Consider the following 15027-nt stretch of genomic DNA (forward strand, 5'->3'; position numbering starts at 1 on the left):
ACATCAGTGGCACGAAAACCCGAACACACCAGTGGCGTCTCCCCCGAACCTCACAGTCTTCACTGGGTGGAGAGGCCCTCCTGCAGTGGGCCTCGGGATTCGGTGCAGGGGGTGGGATGCATCCGCGTCATGTGAGCGTCCGGTATGTAGGGGCCGACGGGGTCATGGTGGAACGGCCGTGGCGGGCGGCGGTCGAGGAACTGAGCCCCTTGGACCGCTCGGTCGTGCGCAGTTACCCGCTGCGGCGGGGGCGCCGGTTGGCCCCGGGATGGTGGTGGTCGGCGACCACGGGCCGTCTGGTCGGGTACGGCAGTGCGGCGATGCGGGACGCGGTCATGATGCTGGATCAGGATCCGCAGGTGGTCGGCCTGGCCTGCCGGCCGGTGGAGTTCGCCTGGGAGCAGCGGGGCCGGGTGGTGGCTCATGCTCCTGATTTGGTCGTGGCTGTGGTCGGGGGCGGCATGCACTGGGTGGACTGCCCCGGGCGGGGTGGGCCTTCTGAGCGGCTGGTCGGCAGGGCGCGGGTGGTGGGGGCATGCGCACGGGAGGTGGGGTGGGAGCACCGGTTCGCGGGCGTTGTTGATCCGGTGGTCGTGGCCAATGTGCGGTGGTTGTCGGGGTATCGGCATCCCCGGTGTGCGGTCGGGATCTCTCCTGTGCGTTTGCGTGGTGCGTTCGTCGAGCCGGTTGCGTTGGTGGAGGGGGCGGGGCGGCTCGGGGACCCCGTCGCAACGCTGCCGGGCGTCTATCACGGGCTGTGGCACGGCCTGTTGAGGACGGACTGGGGCAGTCCGCTGGGTGAGGGGTCTGTGGTGGGTGCTGTGCCGGTCGGTCGGCAGAAGGGGGCGGGGCGGTGAAGCGGCCGGCGGGTGTCGTCGAGGTCGGGGACCGGGTTCGGTTCGAGGACGGCGTGCATGTCCTGGCGGGACTGGACGGGCCGCGGTGTCGGCTGGTCACCGAGGAGGGGGTGGGTGTGCAGGTGCTGCTGCTCACCCAGGTGCTGGGCGCGCGGGACTTCGCCGTGTTGGACCAACCGCGGTCGCGGCGGGCGCCGGTCCATGGGCCGTTGGACGGGCTTGATGGGGCGGTGCGGGAGAAGGCTCTGGCCTGGGAGCGGCACGTGTTGGAGGTCGAGAGCGGGTATCCCGGTCGGTGCCGTCATCAGGCGCCTCGGGCTGGGTACGACCCGGCCGTGTACGGGCTGGCCGAGCGGGAGGCGGCCAAGACGGCCGAGCTGACTGCGGCCGGGGGACCCGTCAGTGTGGCGACGGTGCGCAGGATGCGGGCCCGCTACCGCGAGCAGGGGGTGTGGGGGCTGGTCGATGGCCGTTTCACACGGGAGCGGTCGGTGTTCGGGCGGGCGGATCCGCGGGTGGTGGCCGCGATCGTGCGGGCACTGACGGAGCAGCAGGGGCGTGCCAGTGGGACGTTGAGCCGGCTGCGGCGGCAGGTGGCCTGGGCGTTGGAGGACGAGCACGGGCCGGGGGCGGTGGCGGTACCGCCGGCCTCCACGTTCAACCGGCTGGTACGGGCGGTCGCCGAGCGGGAGGGGCTGGCGCTGACGGCTGCAGGTGAGCGGCGTCGGGTCTCGAGGCCGGTGCCGGTGTTCACGCCGACTGTCGCGGCGCGGCCTGGGGAGTTGGTGATGATGGACAGCACCCTGCTGGACGTGATGGCGGTGTGTGAGGACGGACAGGCGCGGCGGCCGGAGCTGACGATGGCGGTGGACGTGGCCACGCGCAGCATCACCGCGGCCGTGCTGCGGCCGAAGGGCACCAAGGCGGTGGATGCGGCCGTGTTGCTGGCGCAGACACTGGTGCCGCAGCCGATGCGGCCCGGCTGGCCCGAGTATCTGTCCATGGCCGCCTCCGTCATCCCCTACCAGCGGCTTGTCTCCATCGATGCGCGGATGCAGGGTGCGGCGGCCCGACCGGTGATCTGGCCGTCCACGGTTGTCATCGACCAGGGCAGGGTGTTCGTCTCCCGCTGCTTTCTGGCGTCCGCCGAACATCTGGGGATCTCGGTCCAGCCCTGTCCCCCGGCGTCCGGGCACGCCAAGGGCCATGTGGAGCGGGGCTTTGGTTCGATCGGCACCCTGTTCGCCCAGTACGTCGCCGGGTACACCGGCAACAGCGTTGCAGCGCGCGGCAGCCGTGTGGAGGACGAGGCGTGCTGGACGCTGTCGCAGCTGCAGGATCTCCTGGACGAGTGGATCGTCTGCGGCTGGCAGGAGAGGCGGCATGAGCGGCTACGCCATCCACTTATGCCGCGTCTGACGCTCACCCCGAACGAAATGTGGGCCGCGCTGATCGGCATCACGGGGTATGTTCCCGTCCCGTTGAACGGGGCCGACTGGATCGAGCTGCTGCCCTCCAGGCGGTGCGCGATCGGAGACGAAGGTATCCGCTTCGCGCACCGCACCTACGACGGGCCCGCACTGAACGGGCACCGGCACCGCTCCACCGCCGCGGACGGCAAGTGGGAGGTCCACCACAACCCGTACGAGCCATGGCACTGCTGGGTACGGCTGCCCGATGGCTGGGAGCAGGTCGGGTGGATCCATCAGGGGCTGGTGTCGAGGCCGTTCACCGACGCGATGTGGCGGCACATGCGCCGTGTGACCGAACGGCGCGCGGACCGGGCCGAGCACGAGGAACACCTCGCCCGCCGGCTCGATGAGCTCCTGCGCCGTGCCATGAACGCTCAGGGCGAAGCCGACCGTGTCCCTGGCGTCCTCGACGAGGTCACCGGGGGCGCTGGTGGCGTCGAAGGGGCCGAGGAGGACACGTCTGTGCACGGGCGCCCGGCAGGGCACGGAGGGGCACGCGGGCGGGCTGCCCAGGCGGGGCCGGACGACCTGGGCGAGCAGGTCCCGGACGGTGACGAGGACGGCGGCAGTGTCGCTGCGGGAAAGGCGGTCGGAGCCTGGGACATCTTCGATGCCCGTCAGGAGGCGCAGCAGTGGTAGCAGCCGATGCTGCGGAGGCACGCGATGATCCGTACTCCGCACCGAGCACCTGGCACGAGTGGATGCGGTTCATTGATGCCGACCCGCCGTGCCTGCCCGGGCCCGGCCCGTTCAGCGAGGAGGAACGCCTGGACTACCACTCCCGGTTCGTGGTCCTGTCCACCCCCACCATGGCCAAGGTCTCCCTTACGCTGCGCCGGTTGATGATCCTCAACCGGCGGCACAACGGCACCGCGCGGCGTGGGCTGCTGGTCTCCGGGCCGCCCACTACGGGCAAGACCACTACCCTGCAGCAGCTCGGCCGGTCCTTCCACCTGGCCGAACGGGACCGGCACAGCGGACGCGATGAGCACCTGCCGGTCGTGTTCCTGTCGGTGCCGCCGGCCGCGACACCGAAGATGCTGGTGTCCGAACTGGCTCGGTTCCTCGACCTGCCTTTGACCACGACCATGAACCAGGCCCGCATCACCGACATCGTCTGCGCCGCCCTGCACCAGCTCGGCACCCGGCTCGTCCTGGTCGACGACGTCCATCTCCTCAACACCCGTACGCGCAACGGCGCCGAGACGTCGGATCAGATGAAGCACCTCAGCGAACGTATCCCCGCGACGTTCGTCTACGCCGGCGTCGCACTCGACTCCTCACCGCTGTTGACCGGGCCCCGTGGTGCGCAGCTCGCCGGCCGGTTCAAGACCGTCCGCAACCCGCCCCTGGGCCACGGCAGTACCGCGCAGCGCGTGGCGTGGGAGGGGCTGATCAAAGGCATGGACGAGGCGTTGCGCCTGAACGCCCACCGCACAGGGGCGCTGGTGCGGCACGCCCCGTATCTGCACCTGCGCACCGGCGGACGGATCGGCAGCCTGTCCGCCCTGGTACGGGAAGCAGCGATCGCCGCGATCCTCGACGGCACCGAGAAGATCACCAAGGCGCTGCTCGAGGAGATCGATCTCGACGAGCTGGCCGAGGAAGCATCCCGGCCCGGCAGGCGGCGCTGACATGCCGCGCACACGGCCCGAGCACACGCCCCGAGCGCTGTTCAGGGTGCGGCCCCTCGCCTTCGAGACGAACGCCTCGTTCATCGGCCGGCTCGCCGGAGCGCACCACCTCACGGTGCAGGAGCTGTTGGGCTCACTGCGGATCTACCGGCCCAAGCTCTACCCCCGTGAAGACCGCCTCGGGCCGCACTCCGTAACCGAGCTCTACCTCAACGCCGCAGCACGGGAGCGCATCAGCCAGTACACCGGCATCCCCGGCGAGCACCTCGCCCGTGCGCTGCCCTGCTGGAAAGACCACGAGGGCAGCCGTGGCCGCCGCCCCACCGCCGGAGCTCGCCCTGGCGGCGCCTGGCGCCCTTCCGATCTGCCGGCCGTTATCGGATGCCCGCACTGCACCATTGCCCGCACCGGCACGACGCAGCCTGTCTGGCGCTACCTCCCCCACGACCGGCTCGTGTGCGGGCGGCACCGGACCTGGGCACTGGGCCCGCACACCTTGCAGGGCGTGCCCGTCACTCACACTCATGTACTGCTCCATGGCGCCCTTGAGATCGTGCAGGCGCGCTACGCCCACCAGCGGCTGGTGCGCCGGTGGGGGCCGGATGCCGACGACGTCATCGCCCAGGCGGCCCGGATTACCGAACACTGGCGCCGCCACGCACCCCCGACCGAACGCCTCTGGAGCGAACGCGCCGAACGCCTCGCCCCACGCGACACTCACGATCCGCTGTTGTGGTCCGTCCTGGCACGCGAGGCCATCACCTACCCCGAAACCATCGCCCTGGCCCGTCTGTTCGAACACCGCCCCACCGCCCGCTACCTGCGCACACGACCCGGTCAGTCTCATCCTCTCCATGCCGTGATCGCCGAACTCCTCGAGCAGCCCTGGCTGAAAGACCCTGCCCACTACCCCGAAGACCTCTCCCGTTTCATCGGGCCCGCCCCACGCGACCGGCACAGCCAGAGGGCCTACCGCCACCACACCGCACGCATGTCTTCGACTCCCTGCACCGCCGAACTCACCGAACTCGGCTACCAGCCACGGCCGATGGTTCGGCGGAGCGCTTCCAACGGGTAAGAAACTATTCGGCTCGTCTGCTGGAATTGGCAGTAGAAATCACCCATCACCGCGGCGACCGGCGCGTGACGCGTCAGGGTTTTCGCGATGCCCGCTGGAACATCCTGGGGAGGCTGGCCCGCCGCGCAGCTGCGGATGAACGCCCTGCGTTCGTCCGGGTTGTAGCCGTACAAGGCGACCGCCAGCCAGTTCACCAGATGCGTGACGGCGTAGGCCTGGTCGTAGGTGCGGTGGTCGGCGAAGAAGTCGGTTTCATCCTGAGCGAGTTCGAAGCGGGAGGAGATCGCGAGGCCGTAGTCGGCGAAGAAGAGGCGTCGGCCGTCGGTGAGGATGTTCTGGAAGTGGGCGTCGAAGTGGAGCAGCCCGCGGGCGTTCATGAACGAGATGCCAGCTTGAAGTTCCTTCTCCACCATCGCGCAGGCCCGTTCGGCTTCCTCGCCTGCGGCCTCGACCTGGGTACCCAGCCAGTCATGCAGGGTCTGCGGGATGTACTCCTGGAACAGCACGATGCTCGCCGAGGAATCCCGCAAACCCTCGAGCCGACTGCGGAACTCCGCTCCGCCTCCCCAATAGGCCACTGCGCTTTCCACATCGGCCAGTTCCTCGTAAAGCGGCTGGCCCGAGTCCGGCAGTAGGCGCCAGTGATACAGCAGAGGGAAACCGTCGTAGTCCCCCGAGAGCACCCAGTTCGTCGTCATCGTGTGCACGGCCAGCTCACGCCAGGCCCCGAACCCCGGGCTGCCGATCCGGCCGATGCCGTAGTGGCAGAAGACGGGCAGCCCGAACAGGTTCGCCGTGGAGTGAACGAATCTCGGCTGTCGCTCCAGATCGGTCAGCCGGATCTGCTTGACGAAAACCGGCGTTCCCTCGACCTCCAGCAGAACCGTCTGCCCGCCGATACCGGCACCGACTGGTGTGCCAGCGTCCACGACGTCACGCAGCTCCCGATCGCTGCACAGCGCCAACTGTGCGGAAACGGCCGCATGAGCGGCCAGACGAGCTCCGCGGGACAGGTCAGGGCTCGTCACAAAGGCCTCCAGCCGGTCATCCGTCTCACGGGCAGGCAGCCAGAGCGAACACCCGGGCGGGATCTGCGGGCCACCCTTTCACGCCAGTGGTCACGGTAACCGCGACGCACCCCGTACCCAATCAGCCCCTGTACAACGGTCGCAATGAGGTTGAGCGAAGACACACTGCGCCCCCCTGCCACACCACCAGACCAGCAACCCCTCCCCCTTCAAGACCACTGCCAGCAGGCAACACATACCAAGGACCAGCAAAACCGCGCACCACCCAAACAACCTGCACAGTCAGATGCAGAGCCGACAACGCTGCAGCTCACGTGGGTCACACGCCATACACCCTGCGCAGAATCAATGCATCAACAGGCCGTTATCCCGCCCAATCAATCTGCACAGCGCCAGGCCACAGACGCGACAACTACGCAGATTCACTGAACGACGACAGTAGCCGCTTTCACCGTAGTTCCGCACGGCCTCGTCGAAGCAACGGATCACGGCGCGGGCAAGCCCGTCCACGTCGAGCTGACCCGACCAGATCTCGGTTCCCTTGTTGTCGTGATCGCGGCCGTCGGGTAGTTCCAGTACGCGGATCCAGATGTCGTCTTCTTCGCGGTAGAAGATGCGGTTCAGGCGGTCGAAGTGATCGCTCGGGTGACGGCCGTGATCGCCGGGGCGGGGTGGCCGGGGAGGCGCGCCACGAGCACCCTGCGGATCTCGGGGGGTGCGCCGTCGACGCGCAGCAGGTTCACCCCGGGTGGCAGCACCGGTGAGAACCGGGACGGCACCGTCGTCACGCCGAAGCCGCCGGCGACCAGCTGGAGCTTCGTCAGCCAGTCGCGCGCGGAGTGGCTGACGCGAGGCCGTCCGGGCAGGCCGGGCCAGACGCCGAGCAGCGGCTCGGAGCTCGATGACGGGGTGGCGATCCACGCGGCGTCGACCAGCTCGTCGACGTGCACCGTGGTGCGTCCGGCGAACTCTCCGGTCGACGGCACCGCCACGACCAGTTCGGTGTTTGTGACGGTCTCGATGTGCAGGCGCGGCGCGTCGCCGTCGAAGGGCCGGTGAGGTGGGCGGGACGTGAGCACGGCGAGGTCGAGCGAGCCCGCGCGCAGCGCCCGGATCAGGGTGGGCGTGGTGCCCTCGCGGGTGGTGACCGTGATCTGCGGGCCGGCCGTCGCGAGGTGTGCGAGTGCGGCGGGCAGGATCGCCGCGCCCGCGCTCGGGACTGCCCCGAGCCGCACCAGTTCGGTCCGCGGGACGGTGCCGGTGAGCTCACGCTCGGCCGCTGCGAGCGAGGCCAGGACCGTATGGGCGTGCCGCAGCAGGGTGAGGCCGGAGGGGGTGAGCCGTACGCCGTCCGGGCGGCGTTCGAACAGGGTGGTGCCCACGCTGCGTTCGAGGGCTGCGGCCTGGCGTGAGACGGCCGACTGCGTGTAGCCGAGTCGGGCAGCCGCCGCGGTGAAGCTGCCGGACTCGGCGATCTGCCGCAGGACCCGCAGTCCCGCACTGGAGATGTCCATGCGGCCTACGCATACCACGGATGCCAGATCATCGCTTCCCGCATGCTCGCCCAACTCCTAGTGTCGATCCCGCAGGCTCCCACAGACACGGACAAACATGGAGGTCATCACGTGCGAGCAGCAGTTCTGACGCAGTTCGGCGCCCCGCTCACGGTGCGGGAGGTGCCCGACCCCGAGGCCGGGGGCGGCGAGGTGGTGGTCGAGGTACTCGCCGCCAGCGTGGCGCCCTATGCGGCCGAAGTCTTCAGTGGCAAGCGGAACTACCCCCTCGTCCCTCCTGTCGTGCCCGGTGTCGGCGGCGTGGGGCGGATCGTCCACGTCGGCCCGGACGCCACCCGGCTGCGCGTTGGCGACCTGGTGTGGTGCGACTCGACGGTGCGCTCGCGCGACGACGCCCTGACGCCCGACATCACGCTCCAGGGCTGGAGCTCGCGCGGCGAGGGCGGCGCGAGGCTCGCCCGCCACCTGCGCGACGGTGCGTTCGCCGAGCGGATGCGGGTTCCGACGGAGAACGTCTTCCCGCTGCCCGGCGTGGCAGGGGACGACCCGGCCCGCTGGGCCGCGCTCACCGTGCACACCATCTCCTACGGCGGGCTGCTGGCAGGCGGGCTCGCAGCCGGCGAGACCCTGCTCGTCAGCGGGGCCACCGGCAACCTGGGCAGCAGCGCGGTCGCGGTCGCGCTCGCGCTGGGAGCGGGCCGCGTGGTCGCCCCGGGCCGCAACCAGGCCGCGCTCGACCTCCTCGCCGACCGGTTCGGTCCGCGGCTGCGCCCGGTGCGGCTGACCGGAGACGAGGCCGCCGACCGCGCGGCGATGTCCGCGGCGGCCGACGGCCCGATCGACATGGTGATCGACATGCTGCCGCCGAGCGCGCCCACCTCGGCGTCGCGCGCGGCGGCCATGACCGTGCGCGAGTACGGCCGCGTCGTCCTCATGGGCGGCGTCGGCATGCTCGGTGGCGACGACCTCGCACTCCCGTACCCATGGATCATGCGCAACTCGATCACCGTGCGCGGGCAATGGATGTACCCGCGCACAGCCAATGTCGGCATCATCCGGCTCCTCGCCTCGGGCACTCTGGATCTCGCCCCCGAACGAGTCCGGTCGTTCGGCCTCGATGCTGTCAACGACGCCATCGCGTACGCCGCCGCGCACGGAGGCCCGTTCGACCGCACCAGCCTCATCCCATCGGTTGGCTGACAAGGCCCGCTGTTACCCACCATCCGCACGACTGCCATTCTTGCGAGCCGTACCGTGCTGGCCGCTGCGGAGAAGTTGTATAGCTGTCTGTGTAGGGAAGCCCGGTCAGGCCAGGCTGGAAGGGCACTGTGCTTTCGCCGGCACCTTGTGCTGCCAGCCCAACCTCGATGCTGGCGGCGAGGCGAGTGAGTCCAGTACCGGGCGGGTGCCCAGCAGGGTGACCTTGTCACCGGCGACGATCACACACCTTCGGCATCCGTCAGCAACCTACGGCGGAGAGGCGGTCCGCCTTCCGGCAGACCGCCTCTCGCAGCGCGATGTGACTACGGCCCCTCGCGATTTCAGTTCGCCCAGTTGCATGAGCCCATCCACTCTGTGCCTGGTCCGCCGGTCAGAGCACGGGCAGGGTGGTGGTGTGTGATGTCGATCTGGCGGACCTGCTGCCGCGCCTGTCATCGGTGCTGGTCGAGACGGTGGAGGCGGGTGCGTCCCTGGTCAGGATCATGGTGCGGACCCCGGCCGCGTTGCCGGTGGACTGCCCCGGCTGCGGGCAGCCCTCGGACTGGGACCTCAGCCGCTATGTCCGGCAGGTCGCCGACGAGGCGATCGGCGGCAGACCCGTACTGATCGACGTCTTGAGTGCGGCGCCTGTACTGCGAGAACCCCGACTGCGCGAAGACCACCTTGGTCGAGCAGGTCGACGGGCTGACCGAGCGCTATCAGCGCAGAACCCCGGTGCTACGGCAGATCGTTGAGGGGCTCGCGGTGGTCCTGGCGGGGCCGGCCGCGGCACGGCTGCTGACGGTGCTGCACCAAACACTGAGCGTTTTCCAACCTCACGCTGATGCGTGGTGAAGGACGAGGACGGCCTTCACGACGTCGGTGATGCGGTTGGAAAACGCTCCCTACGTTGTCTTGCGGGACGGGATGAGCCCCTCGTGTGGTTCACCCACCCAGGGGTGCCGGGTGTGGTTCAAAACGCTCTGCCGCTTGTGGCTTTCAGTGATTGGCCGCCCGGCGCCCCCACGACGATCCGGCTGCCAACTATTCTTGCGGCCCACCGGCCCGAGCAGCCCCCGGACGTAATCCCGCATCCGGCGCCGCACCTCTCCCCGACTTCTGCCCGTGCGGTCGTCGGTCTTGTCGAACAGGCCGGTGCCGTCCCGGTCAAAGAGCCGTGTCGCTCGGCGGCGCTCCAGGACGATTCCGCGGAACTCGTCCATCAGGCCGACCGCTGTGGGGGCGGGTTGGCCGTTGTGGCCGTGGATGTCGAGTATTCCGCCCTGCGAACGCGCCGTCGGGGAGGGCTCCGCCTCGTAGACCGCGGCAGGGATGCCGTGAACGTGCAGGACGCGGGCCAGCATGAGGCCGCCGAGGCCGACACCGATGATGGTGACAGGGGTGCGTATGGGGGCTCCATGCGTGTCGCCCACCCGCCGGCTGGGCCCCGGCGGGATCTCTGGAAGGAAAGCGGCTTGCCGGGTCATGACCTCGCGGGAGCCGCGTCGAACGGGCCGAGCTGCCGCACTCGCTCGACCCGGTGCGGATGCGGTTCGAGCCAGGGGACGTCGCGCGGGTCGAGGGAGACCCTCACCAGTGGCCGTAGCTCGTCGGTCGCCGCTGCGGAGCGGCGTTGGAGCCCTCACCGGCCGTTCCGCCCCGCCCGGCTCCGGGCGGGGCACGGCTACGAGCGCAAGGCGTCGACCGGTTCCATACGGGAGGCCCGCAGTGACGGGTAGAGGCCGGCCAAGAGTCCTACCAGGGCTCCTGCGACCGGCGCTCCGAGGGCCAGGCGGACGTCCAGGACCGGGGTCCAGTCCCTGACAGCGGAGACGGTCACCACCACGACCATGCCCAGGGCGGCGCCCACGATGCCGCCGAGAAGTCCAATCGTCGTCGACTCCACCAGGAACTGACCGGCGACCTGGCGCCGCGAGGCGCCGAGGGCGCGGCGCAGTCCGATCTCCCCGACCCGCTCCATGACCGTCACCAGCGTCACATTGGCGATGCCGATGGCCCCGACCACCAGCGAGACCAGGCCGAGAACCAGGAACAGGCCGTTGACGTCACCCTGCACACCCTTGCGGGCCCTGGTCGGGTCGGCCGGTGCCGTCACGGTCAGAGAGGCCTCGGCTCCGGGGGCCAGCGCGATCGGTGCCTGGCGGGCGACCTGCTTGGCTGCGCCGAGCGAGGTGTTGATCAGTACCCGGGTCACGGTTCCAAGGCCTATCCGGTCCGCGGCCGTGGTGGGCGGCAGGATCATCGCGGTGGCGAGCTGCTGTTCCCGCTCCACTCCGCCGAGTATCCCGATCACCGTGTACGCCTGCCCCTTCAGGAAGACCGCGGGAGAGTCCTCGACCGAGCTGATATCCAGGAGTTGTGCCGCCTGGTCGCCGAGGACCGCCACCCGGTCGTGCCGGGCGATGTCCCCGTCGTCGAAGAAGCGCCCGGCGGTCAATTCGCCGCGTACCGCGGCCGGTAGCGCGGGGGAAGCGGCGACGACCGCCATGGTCTGGCCACTGACCTCGCCAGGAGCGACCACATCGTTGGAACGCACCTCGGCACTCGCGGTCTCCTTCGAGTCGGCGAGCGCCGCCACCGACTCGACCCCGGCCAGCCGGCGTACGGCGTCGACACCCGACCAGTCCACGAGCGGACCGGAGTCGGCCGACGCCGCGGAGGGCACCCCCACCGTGACCGAGGTGGCGGTGAGGGCGTCGAACCGGCCCACGATCTGGTTGCCCGCCGTGGACGATATCCCGATGGTGATGACCAGGGTGGTGATGCCCAGAACGGTGCCCAGCGTGGTCAACGCGGAGCGCATCGGGCGCGCGAGCACCCCCGCCAGCGCCTCGGACCACAGGTCTCTGAAGTCCATCCAAGGGCGCTCGACGATCCCTTCGGCCCGTGCCGTGCCCTCAGGTGCCGCAGGTTGCGGGACGTGCGTCCGGGACCTCATCGGTGCTCCTCGGCAAGCTGTCCGTCGCTGATCCTCACTCGCTTGTCGGCCCGTCTGCTGACTGCCTCCTCGTGAGTGATCACTACCAAAGTCATTCCCTGAGAGCCGAGTTGACCGAAGAGGTCCAGCACCGACTCGGTGTTCTCGCTGTCGAGGTTGCCGGTGGGCTCATCGCAGAGCAGCAGGGCCGGCTCGCTCATCAGCGCCCGGGCGATCGCCACACGCTGTCTCTCACCGCCGGAGAGCCGGTCCGGCCGAAAGCCGGACCGGTGTTCCAGACCCACCCGTTCCAGCGCCTGCTCTGCCCTGGCACGGCGGTTCGCACGGCCGCGCCCGGGGCGCGGCCGACGGTAGGTCTCAGCGAGCATGACGTTCTCGTCCACGGTCCGGTACGGCAGCAGGTGGAAGGACTGGAAGACGAAGCCGATCCGGCTGCCGCGCAACGAGGTGCGCTCCAGGTCGCCGAGCGCGTTGGTCTCCACCCCGTCGAGCCAGTAGGCGCCCGAGGTGGGGCGGTCCAGCAGCCCCAGGGTGTTGAGCAGCGTCGACTTACCGGAACCGGACGGGCCGACGATCGACAGGTGCTCGCCGCGTCGCACGGTCAGATTCACGTCACGCAGGGCGTGCACCGGCGGTTCGGAGTCGAAAGTCCGGCATACGGAGTTCAGTTGGATGACGATGTCGGCATCGGGCATACCGGAGAACGGCGGACCGGTCATCGCCCGACCACCACATGGTCGCCGGCCTTCAAGGCGGCACTGGAGGAGGGGGTGACCTCCACCTGACCGTCCGCGGAGAGCCCGGCCTCGACGGATACGTTCACCACCTTGCCGCCGCGCACGACCTGCACCCGGGCTTTCTCGTCGGCGGAGGTGTGCAGCGCGGCGACGGGCACGGTCAGCACCCTGCCGTCCGACGAGCCCACCTCTATGGTGACCTTCGCGGACTCGGTGGCGTTCTCGGTCAGCTTCCCCGCAGGCACGGAGATCTGCACCGGCACGGGGGCCGAGGCGTCGTCGCTCCCGCCGTCCGAGCTCTTCTGCTGTGTGCCGGCATCGGTCGGAACGTCCTTCGGCACGTCGTCGCCGAGCGCCAGCACTTTTCCGTCCACCTTCGTGCCGTCGCTGGTCTCCACCCGCGCTCGCATGTCCTTGTGGAGCAACTTGGCGTCCTCGGCCGGGATCACGGCCTTCACCACGACTGTGGAGCTGGTCACCGTGGCGACCGGCCCAGTGGGGGTGTCTCCGGTCTTCACGGACACCTTGTCCAGCCGGGCCGGGAGTTCTGGCAGGAAGACCACCTCGCCGGCGGGGATCTTGGTTCCGTAACCGGCCTGGAAGTCGGAGAGCGCGGCATTGGCCGCGTCCAACTGCTGCTGCGCTGACTTGAGTTGCAGCTTCGTGGAGCCTGCGTCGGGGCCCGAGGCGTCTTTGGAGCCGCTGCCGGTTTCCTCGGAGTCGCCGCCCGGGTTCTGTGCCGCGAGAAGAGCCTGCTGCGCGGTGGTCACCGCCGCTTCGAGCGTACCCAGCTGCTGCTTGTCGGCGATGGTGGGTTCCATGGCGCCGTATCCCCTGCTCTTGTACCAGCGGCTCACCGCCGCGGCGTCCGTCTGCCCGTACGTCCCGTTGGCCGAACCGGGGTCGAAACCCAACCGGATCAGCGCCTGCTGAAGCTGCTTGACATCGTCCCCGGAGGCGCCGGGGCCCAGCGTGCGGTACATCGGCACGGTGCCCCGCAGCACCAGCACCGGCCGCCCGCTCACTTGCATCAGCACGGTCCCCTCCCGCACCTCGGCCCCGGTGGCCGGTGCCTTGGTGACCCGCTGGGCGGCGCCGTCGCCGGCTCCCGAATCGCCGGAACCGGACCCGGAGTCCGGAGAGCCGACGAGCCCGGCCAGGGTGACGCTCTGAGGCGAGGAGAACTCCACCGAGCCCTGGGCCACCACACTCGCGGTCAGCGAGCGCCGCTCGACCGTGACGGTGACCGGGCCGGCCTTCGGTGGCTGGTGGGCGGCGGCGGCATCGGCGGGCGACTGCATCTGCGATCCGGCGAACCAACCGCCCGCTCCGACCAGCGCCACCGCCGCAATGACGACTGTCAGTTGTCCGGGACGGGTGCCGATCAGCTTGCGGAGTTGTTCGGGGCGGGTGCCGACCGGCGTGGGGTGCTGAGCAGTACGGGTGCCGATCAGCTTGGGACGCTGTCTCATCCGGCACCGCCACCGCTGGCCGGGGCCTTCAGGAACTTCGGGAAATAGGCGGCCCGGAACTCCTTGCCGCATTCCAGATCCCGCATCGCCAGCTCGATGTCCTTGGTGAGCAGAGGGAGAGCCTCCTCCTTGCTCAGGGACTTCTGGGTGCTCCCGTCCTCCTCGACCGCGGCGACGCCACCGGCGCCGGCTGGAGCGGACTTGAGCGCCTGGAGTTTGACCATCTCCCCGATGCCGGTGGGCTGCGTGGTCGTAACGGAGATGCCTTCCTTCTTCAGACACGAGGCGTACGACTGCGCCAGCGCGACCAGCTTCGTATCACCGTTGAGCGCCTGCGCGTTGGCCTGATTCCGGCTCTCGGTCGTAGTGCTCCGCTCCTGGACCGGCTCGGAGCCGTAGACAGACGTGTCGGCCTCTCCCTGACAGCCGGTCGATTTCTTCTCTCCGGACTTCGGGTCGGGGGGAGAGCCCAACGCCTTGTTGTACGCGGTCTTCTGCGCTGGAGTAAGTGTGTTCACGTAGTCCGCGTTGGGCGTGTCGTCCGAGTCCTGCCGAGCGGCCGTACTGGCGTCGTTGGGGTAGACGATGCCCGCATAGAGGCCGAATCCGTACTTCTGCCGGTACTTCTTCGTCAGCGTGTAGTCCGCCCCGTCGGTGGCCCAGGAGTCGGCGAGACTCTCGGGGGCCACGGGGGTGTAGGTGAATCCCTGCTTCTTCATGCAAGCCGCGATCGCGTTCTCCAAGAGGTACTGCTTTTTGAGATCGGCGTTCGCGTCGGCGGGAATGTCGAGTTGTCCCGACGATCCGGCCGTGGTCTTCTCTCCGTCCGCCGAGGGGGACTTCGAGCCGGTGCCGCAAGCCGCCAGCAGCGGCAGGAGGCTCACCGCAACAGCCAGCCTTCGGACAGTGCGGGATCGAGTCATGTATTTCCATCCGATCGAAAGAGGGTTGTCGCCCGACAGCGCGGGAGAACGCGGAGTTCACAGTGGCGTTGGCAGTTCATGGCCATGGGTTCAGCACATGACCGAGCTGTAACGGTCCTCGCCGTGGAGACCGGCACTGGCTCCGGCGCCAGG

General features: G+C 69.4%; 12 protein-coding genes and 1 pseudogene. 6 read left to right on the plus strand and 7 right to left on the minus strand.

Going from position 1 to position 15027, the window contains the following annotated elements; genetic code table 11:
- Positions 1-164 precede the first annotated feature (164 nt).
- The 4 genes from AB0J02_RS32480 (at position 165) to AB0J02_RS32495 (ending at position 5041) form a co-directional block, all read left to right on the plus strand.
- A complete protein-coding gene (locus AB0J02_RS32480; RefSeq protein WP_363197409.1) occupies positions 165-857 on the plus strand; it encodes a TnsA-like heteromeric transposase endonuclease subunit in 693 nt (230 codons plus the stop codon).
- Entirely contained in the window at positions 854-2968 is a 2115-nt protein-coding gene (locus AB0J02_RS32485; protein WP_363197410.1) for a transposase, read from the plus strand. Before AB0J02_RS32480 ends, AB0J02_RS32485 begins: the two co-directional genes overlap by 4 nt.
- Positions 2969-3030: 62 nt before the next feature.
- On the plus strand, positions 3031-3963 hold the full coding sequence (locus AB0J02_RS32490; RefSeq protein WP_363197411.1) for a TniB family NTP-binding protein: 933 nt from the start codon (positions 3031-3033) through the stop codon (positions 3961-3963).
- A 1-nt stretch (position 3964) separates the two neighbouring features.
- Positions 3965-5041: a TniQ family protein gene (locus AB0J02_RS32495; protein ID WP_363197412.1), complete on the plus strand. Its 1077-nt coding sequence runs from the start codon at positions 3965-3967 to the stop codon at positions 5039-5041.
- Here AB0J02_RS32495 and AB0J02_RS32500 read toward each other — a convergent pair.
- Both AB0J02_RS32500 and AB0J02_RS32505 read right to left on the minus strand, forming a co-directional pair.
- A complete protein-coding gene (locus tag AB0J02_RS32500; RefSeq protein ID WP_363197413.1) occupies positions 4996-6069 on the minus strand; it encodes a protein kinase family protein in 1074 nt (357 codons plus the stop codon). The two genes, AB0J02_RS32495 and AB0J02_RS32500, sit on opposite strands and share 46 nt — an antisense overlap.
- A gap of 620 nt (positions 6070-6689) precedes the next feature.
- Complete coding sequence (locus tag AB0J02_RS32505; protein WP_363197414.1) at positions 6690-7583, minus strand: LysR family transcriptional regulator; 894 nt, start codon at positions 7581-7583, stop codon at positions 6690-6692.
- Between the two features lie 111 nt (positions 7584-7694).
- On the opposite strand from AB0J02_RS32505, the gene AB0J02_RS32510 reads away from it, so the two are divergent.
- Both AB0J02_RS32510 and AB0J02_RS32515 read left to right on the plus strand, forming a co-directional pair.
- Positions 7695-8783, plus strand: a complete 1089-nt coding sequence (locus AB0J02_RS32510) for an alcohol dehydrogenase catalytic domain-containing protein (protein WP_363197415.1) — start codon at positions 7695-7697, stop codon at positions 8781-8783.
- Positions 8784-9467: 684 nt separating this feature from the next.
- Positions 9468-9638 carry a hypothetical protein gene (locus AB0J02_RS32515; RefSeq protein ID WP_363197416.1) on the plus strand — a complete coding sequence of 57 codons (171 nt, stop codon included), beginning with the start codon at positions 9468-9470 and terminating at the stop codon, positions 9636-9638.
- A gap of 230 nt (positions 9639-9868) precedes the next feature.
- Here AB0J02_RS32515 and AB0J02_RS32520 read toward each other — a convergent pair.
- The 5 genes and pseudogenes from AB0J02_RS32520 to AB0J02_RS32540 form a co-directional block, all read right to left on the minus strand.
- Positions 9869-10192 (minus strand): annotated as a pseudogene (locus AB0J02_RS32520) (FAD-dependent monooxygenase); the annotation flags it as partial.
- A 275-nt stretch (positions 10193-10467) separates the two neighbouring features.
- Positions 10468-11661: an ABC transporter permease gene (locus AB0J02_RS32525; protein ID WP_363197417.1), complete on the minus strand. Its 1194-nt coding sequence runs from the start codon at positions 11659-11661 to the stop codon at positions 10468-10470.
- A 77-nt stretch (positions 11662-11738) separates the two neighbouring features.
- Complete coding sequence (locus tag AB0J02_RS32530) at positions 11739-12461, minus strand: ABC transporter ATP-binding protein (protein WP_363197418.1); 723 nt, start codon at positions 12459-12461, stop codon at positions 11739-11741.
- Entirely contained in the window at positions 12458-13951 is a 1494-nt protein-coding gene (locus tag AB0J02_RS32535) for a peptidoglycan-binding protein (protein WP_363197419.1), read from the minus strand. The genes AB0J02_RS32530 and AB0J02_RS32535 overlap by 4 nt, the downstream gene beginning before the upstream one ends.
- Entirely contained in the window at positions 13948-14835 is an 888-nt protein-coding gene (locus AB0J02_RS32540) for a hypothetical protein (RefSeq protein ID WP_363197420.1), read from the minus strand. The genes AB0J02_RS32535 and AB0J02_RS32540 overlap by 4 nt, the downstream gene beginning before the upstream one ends.
- Positions 14836-15027: the final 192 nt, after the last annotated feature.

The sequence above is a fragment of the Streptomyces sp. NPDC050264 genome, assembly GCF_040655895.1.
In the GTDB taxonomy this organism is placed as follows: domain Bacteria; phylum Actinomycetota; class Actinomycetes; order Streptomycetales; family Streptomycetaceae; genus Streptomyces.

Bases quoted from the DNA above. Each gene is read 5' to 3' on its own strand.
- AB0J02_RS32480 (WP_363197409.1), top strand. From the start codon at position 165: ATGGTGGAACGGCCGTGGCGGGCGGCGGTCGAGGAACTGAGCCCCTTG.
- AB0J02_RS32490 (WP_363197411.1), top strand. From the start codon at position 3,031: ATGCGGTTCATTGATGCCGACCCGCCGTGCCTGCCCGGGCCCGGCCCG.
- AB0J02_RS32495 (WP_363197412.1), top strand. From the start codon at position 3,965: ATGCCGCGCACACGGCCCGAGCACACGCCCCGAGCGCTGTTCAGGGTG.
- AB0J02_RS32505 (WP_363197414.1), bottom strand. From the start codon at position 7,583: ATGGACATCTCCAGTGCGGGACTGCGGGTCCTGCGGCAGATCGCCGAG.
- AB0J02_RS32525 (WP_363197417.1), bottom strand. From the start codon at position 11,661: ATGGACTTCAGAGACCTGTGGTCCGAGGCGCTGGCGGGGGTGCTCGCG.
- AB0J02_RS32530 (WP_363197418.1), bottom strand. From the start codon at position 12,461: ATGACCGGTCCGCCGTTCTCCGGTATGCCCGATGCCGACATCGTCATC.
- AB0J02_RS32535 (WP_363197419.1), bottom strand. From the start codon at position 13,951: ATGAGACAGCGTCCCAAGCTGATCGGCACCCGTACTGCTCAGCACCCC.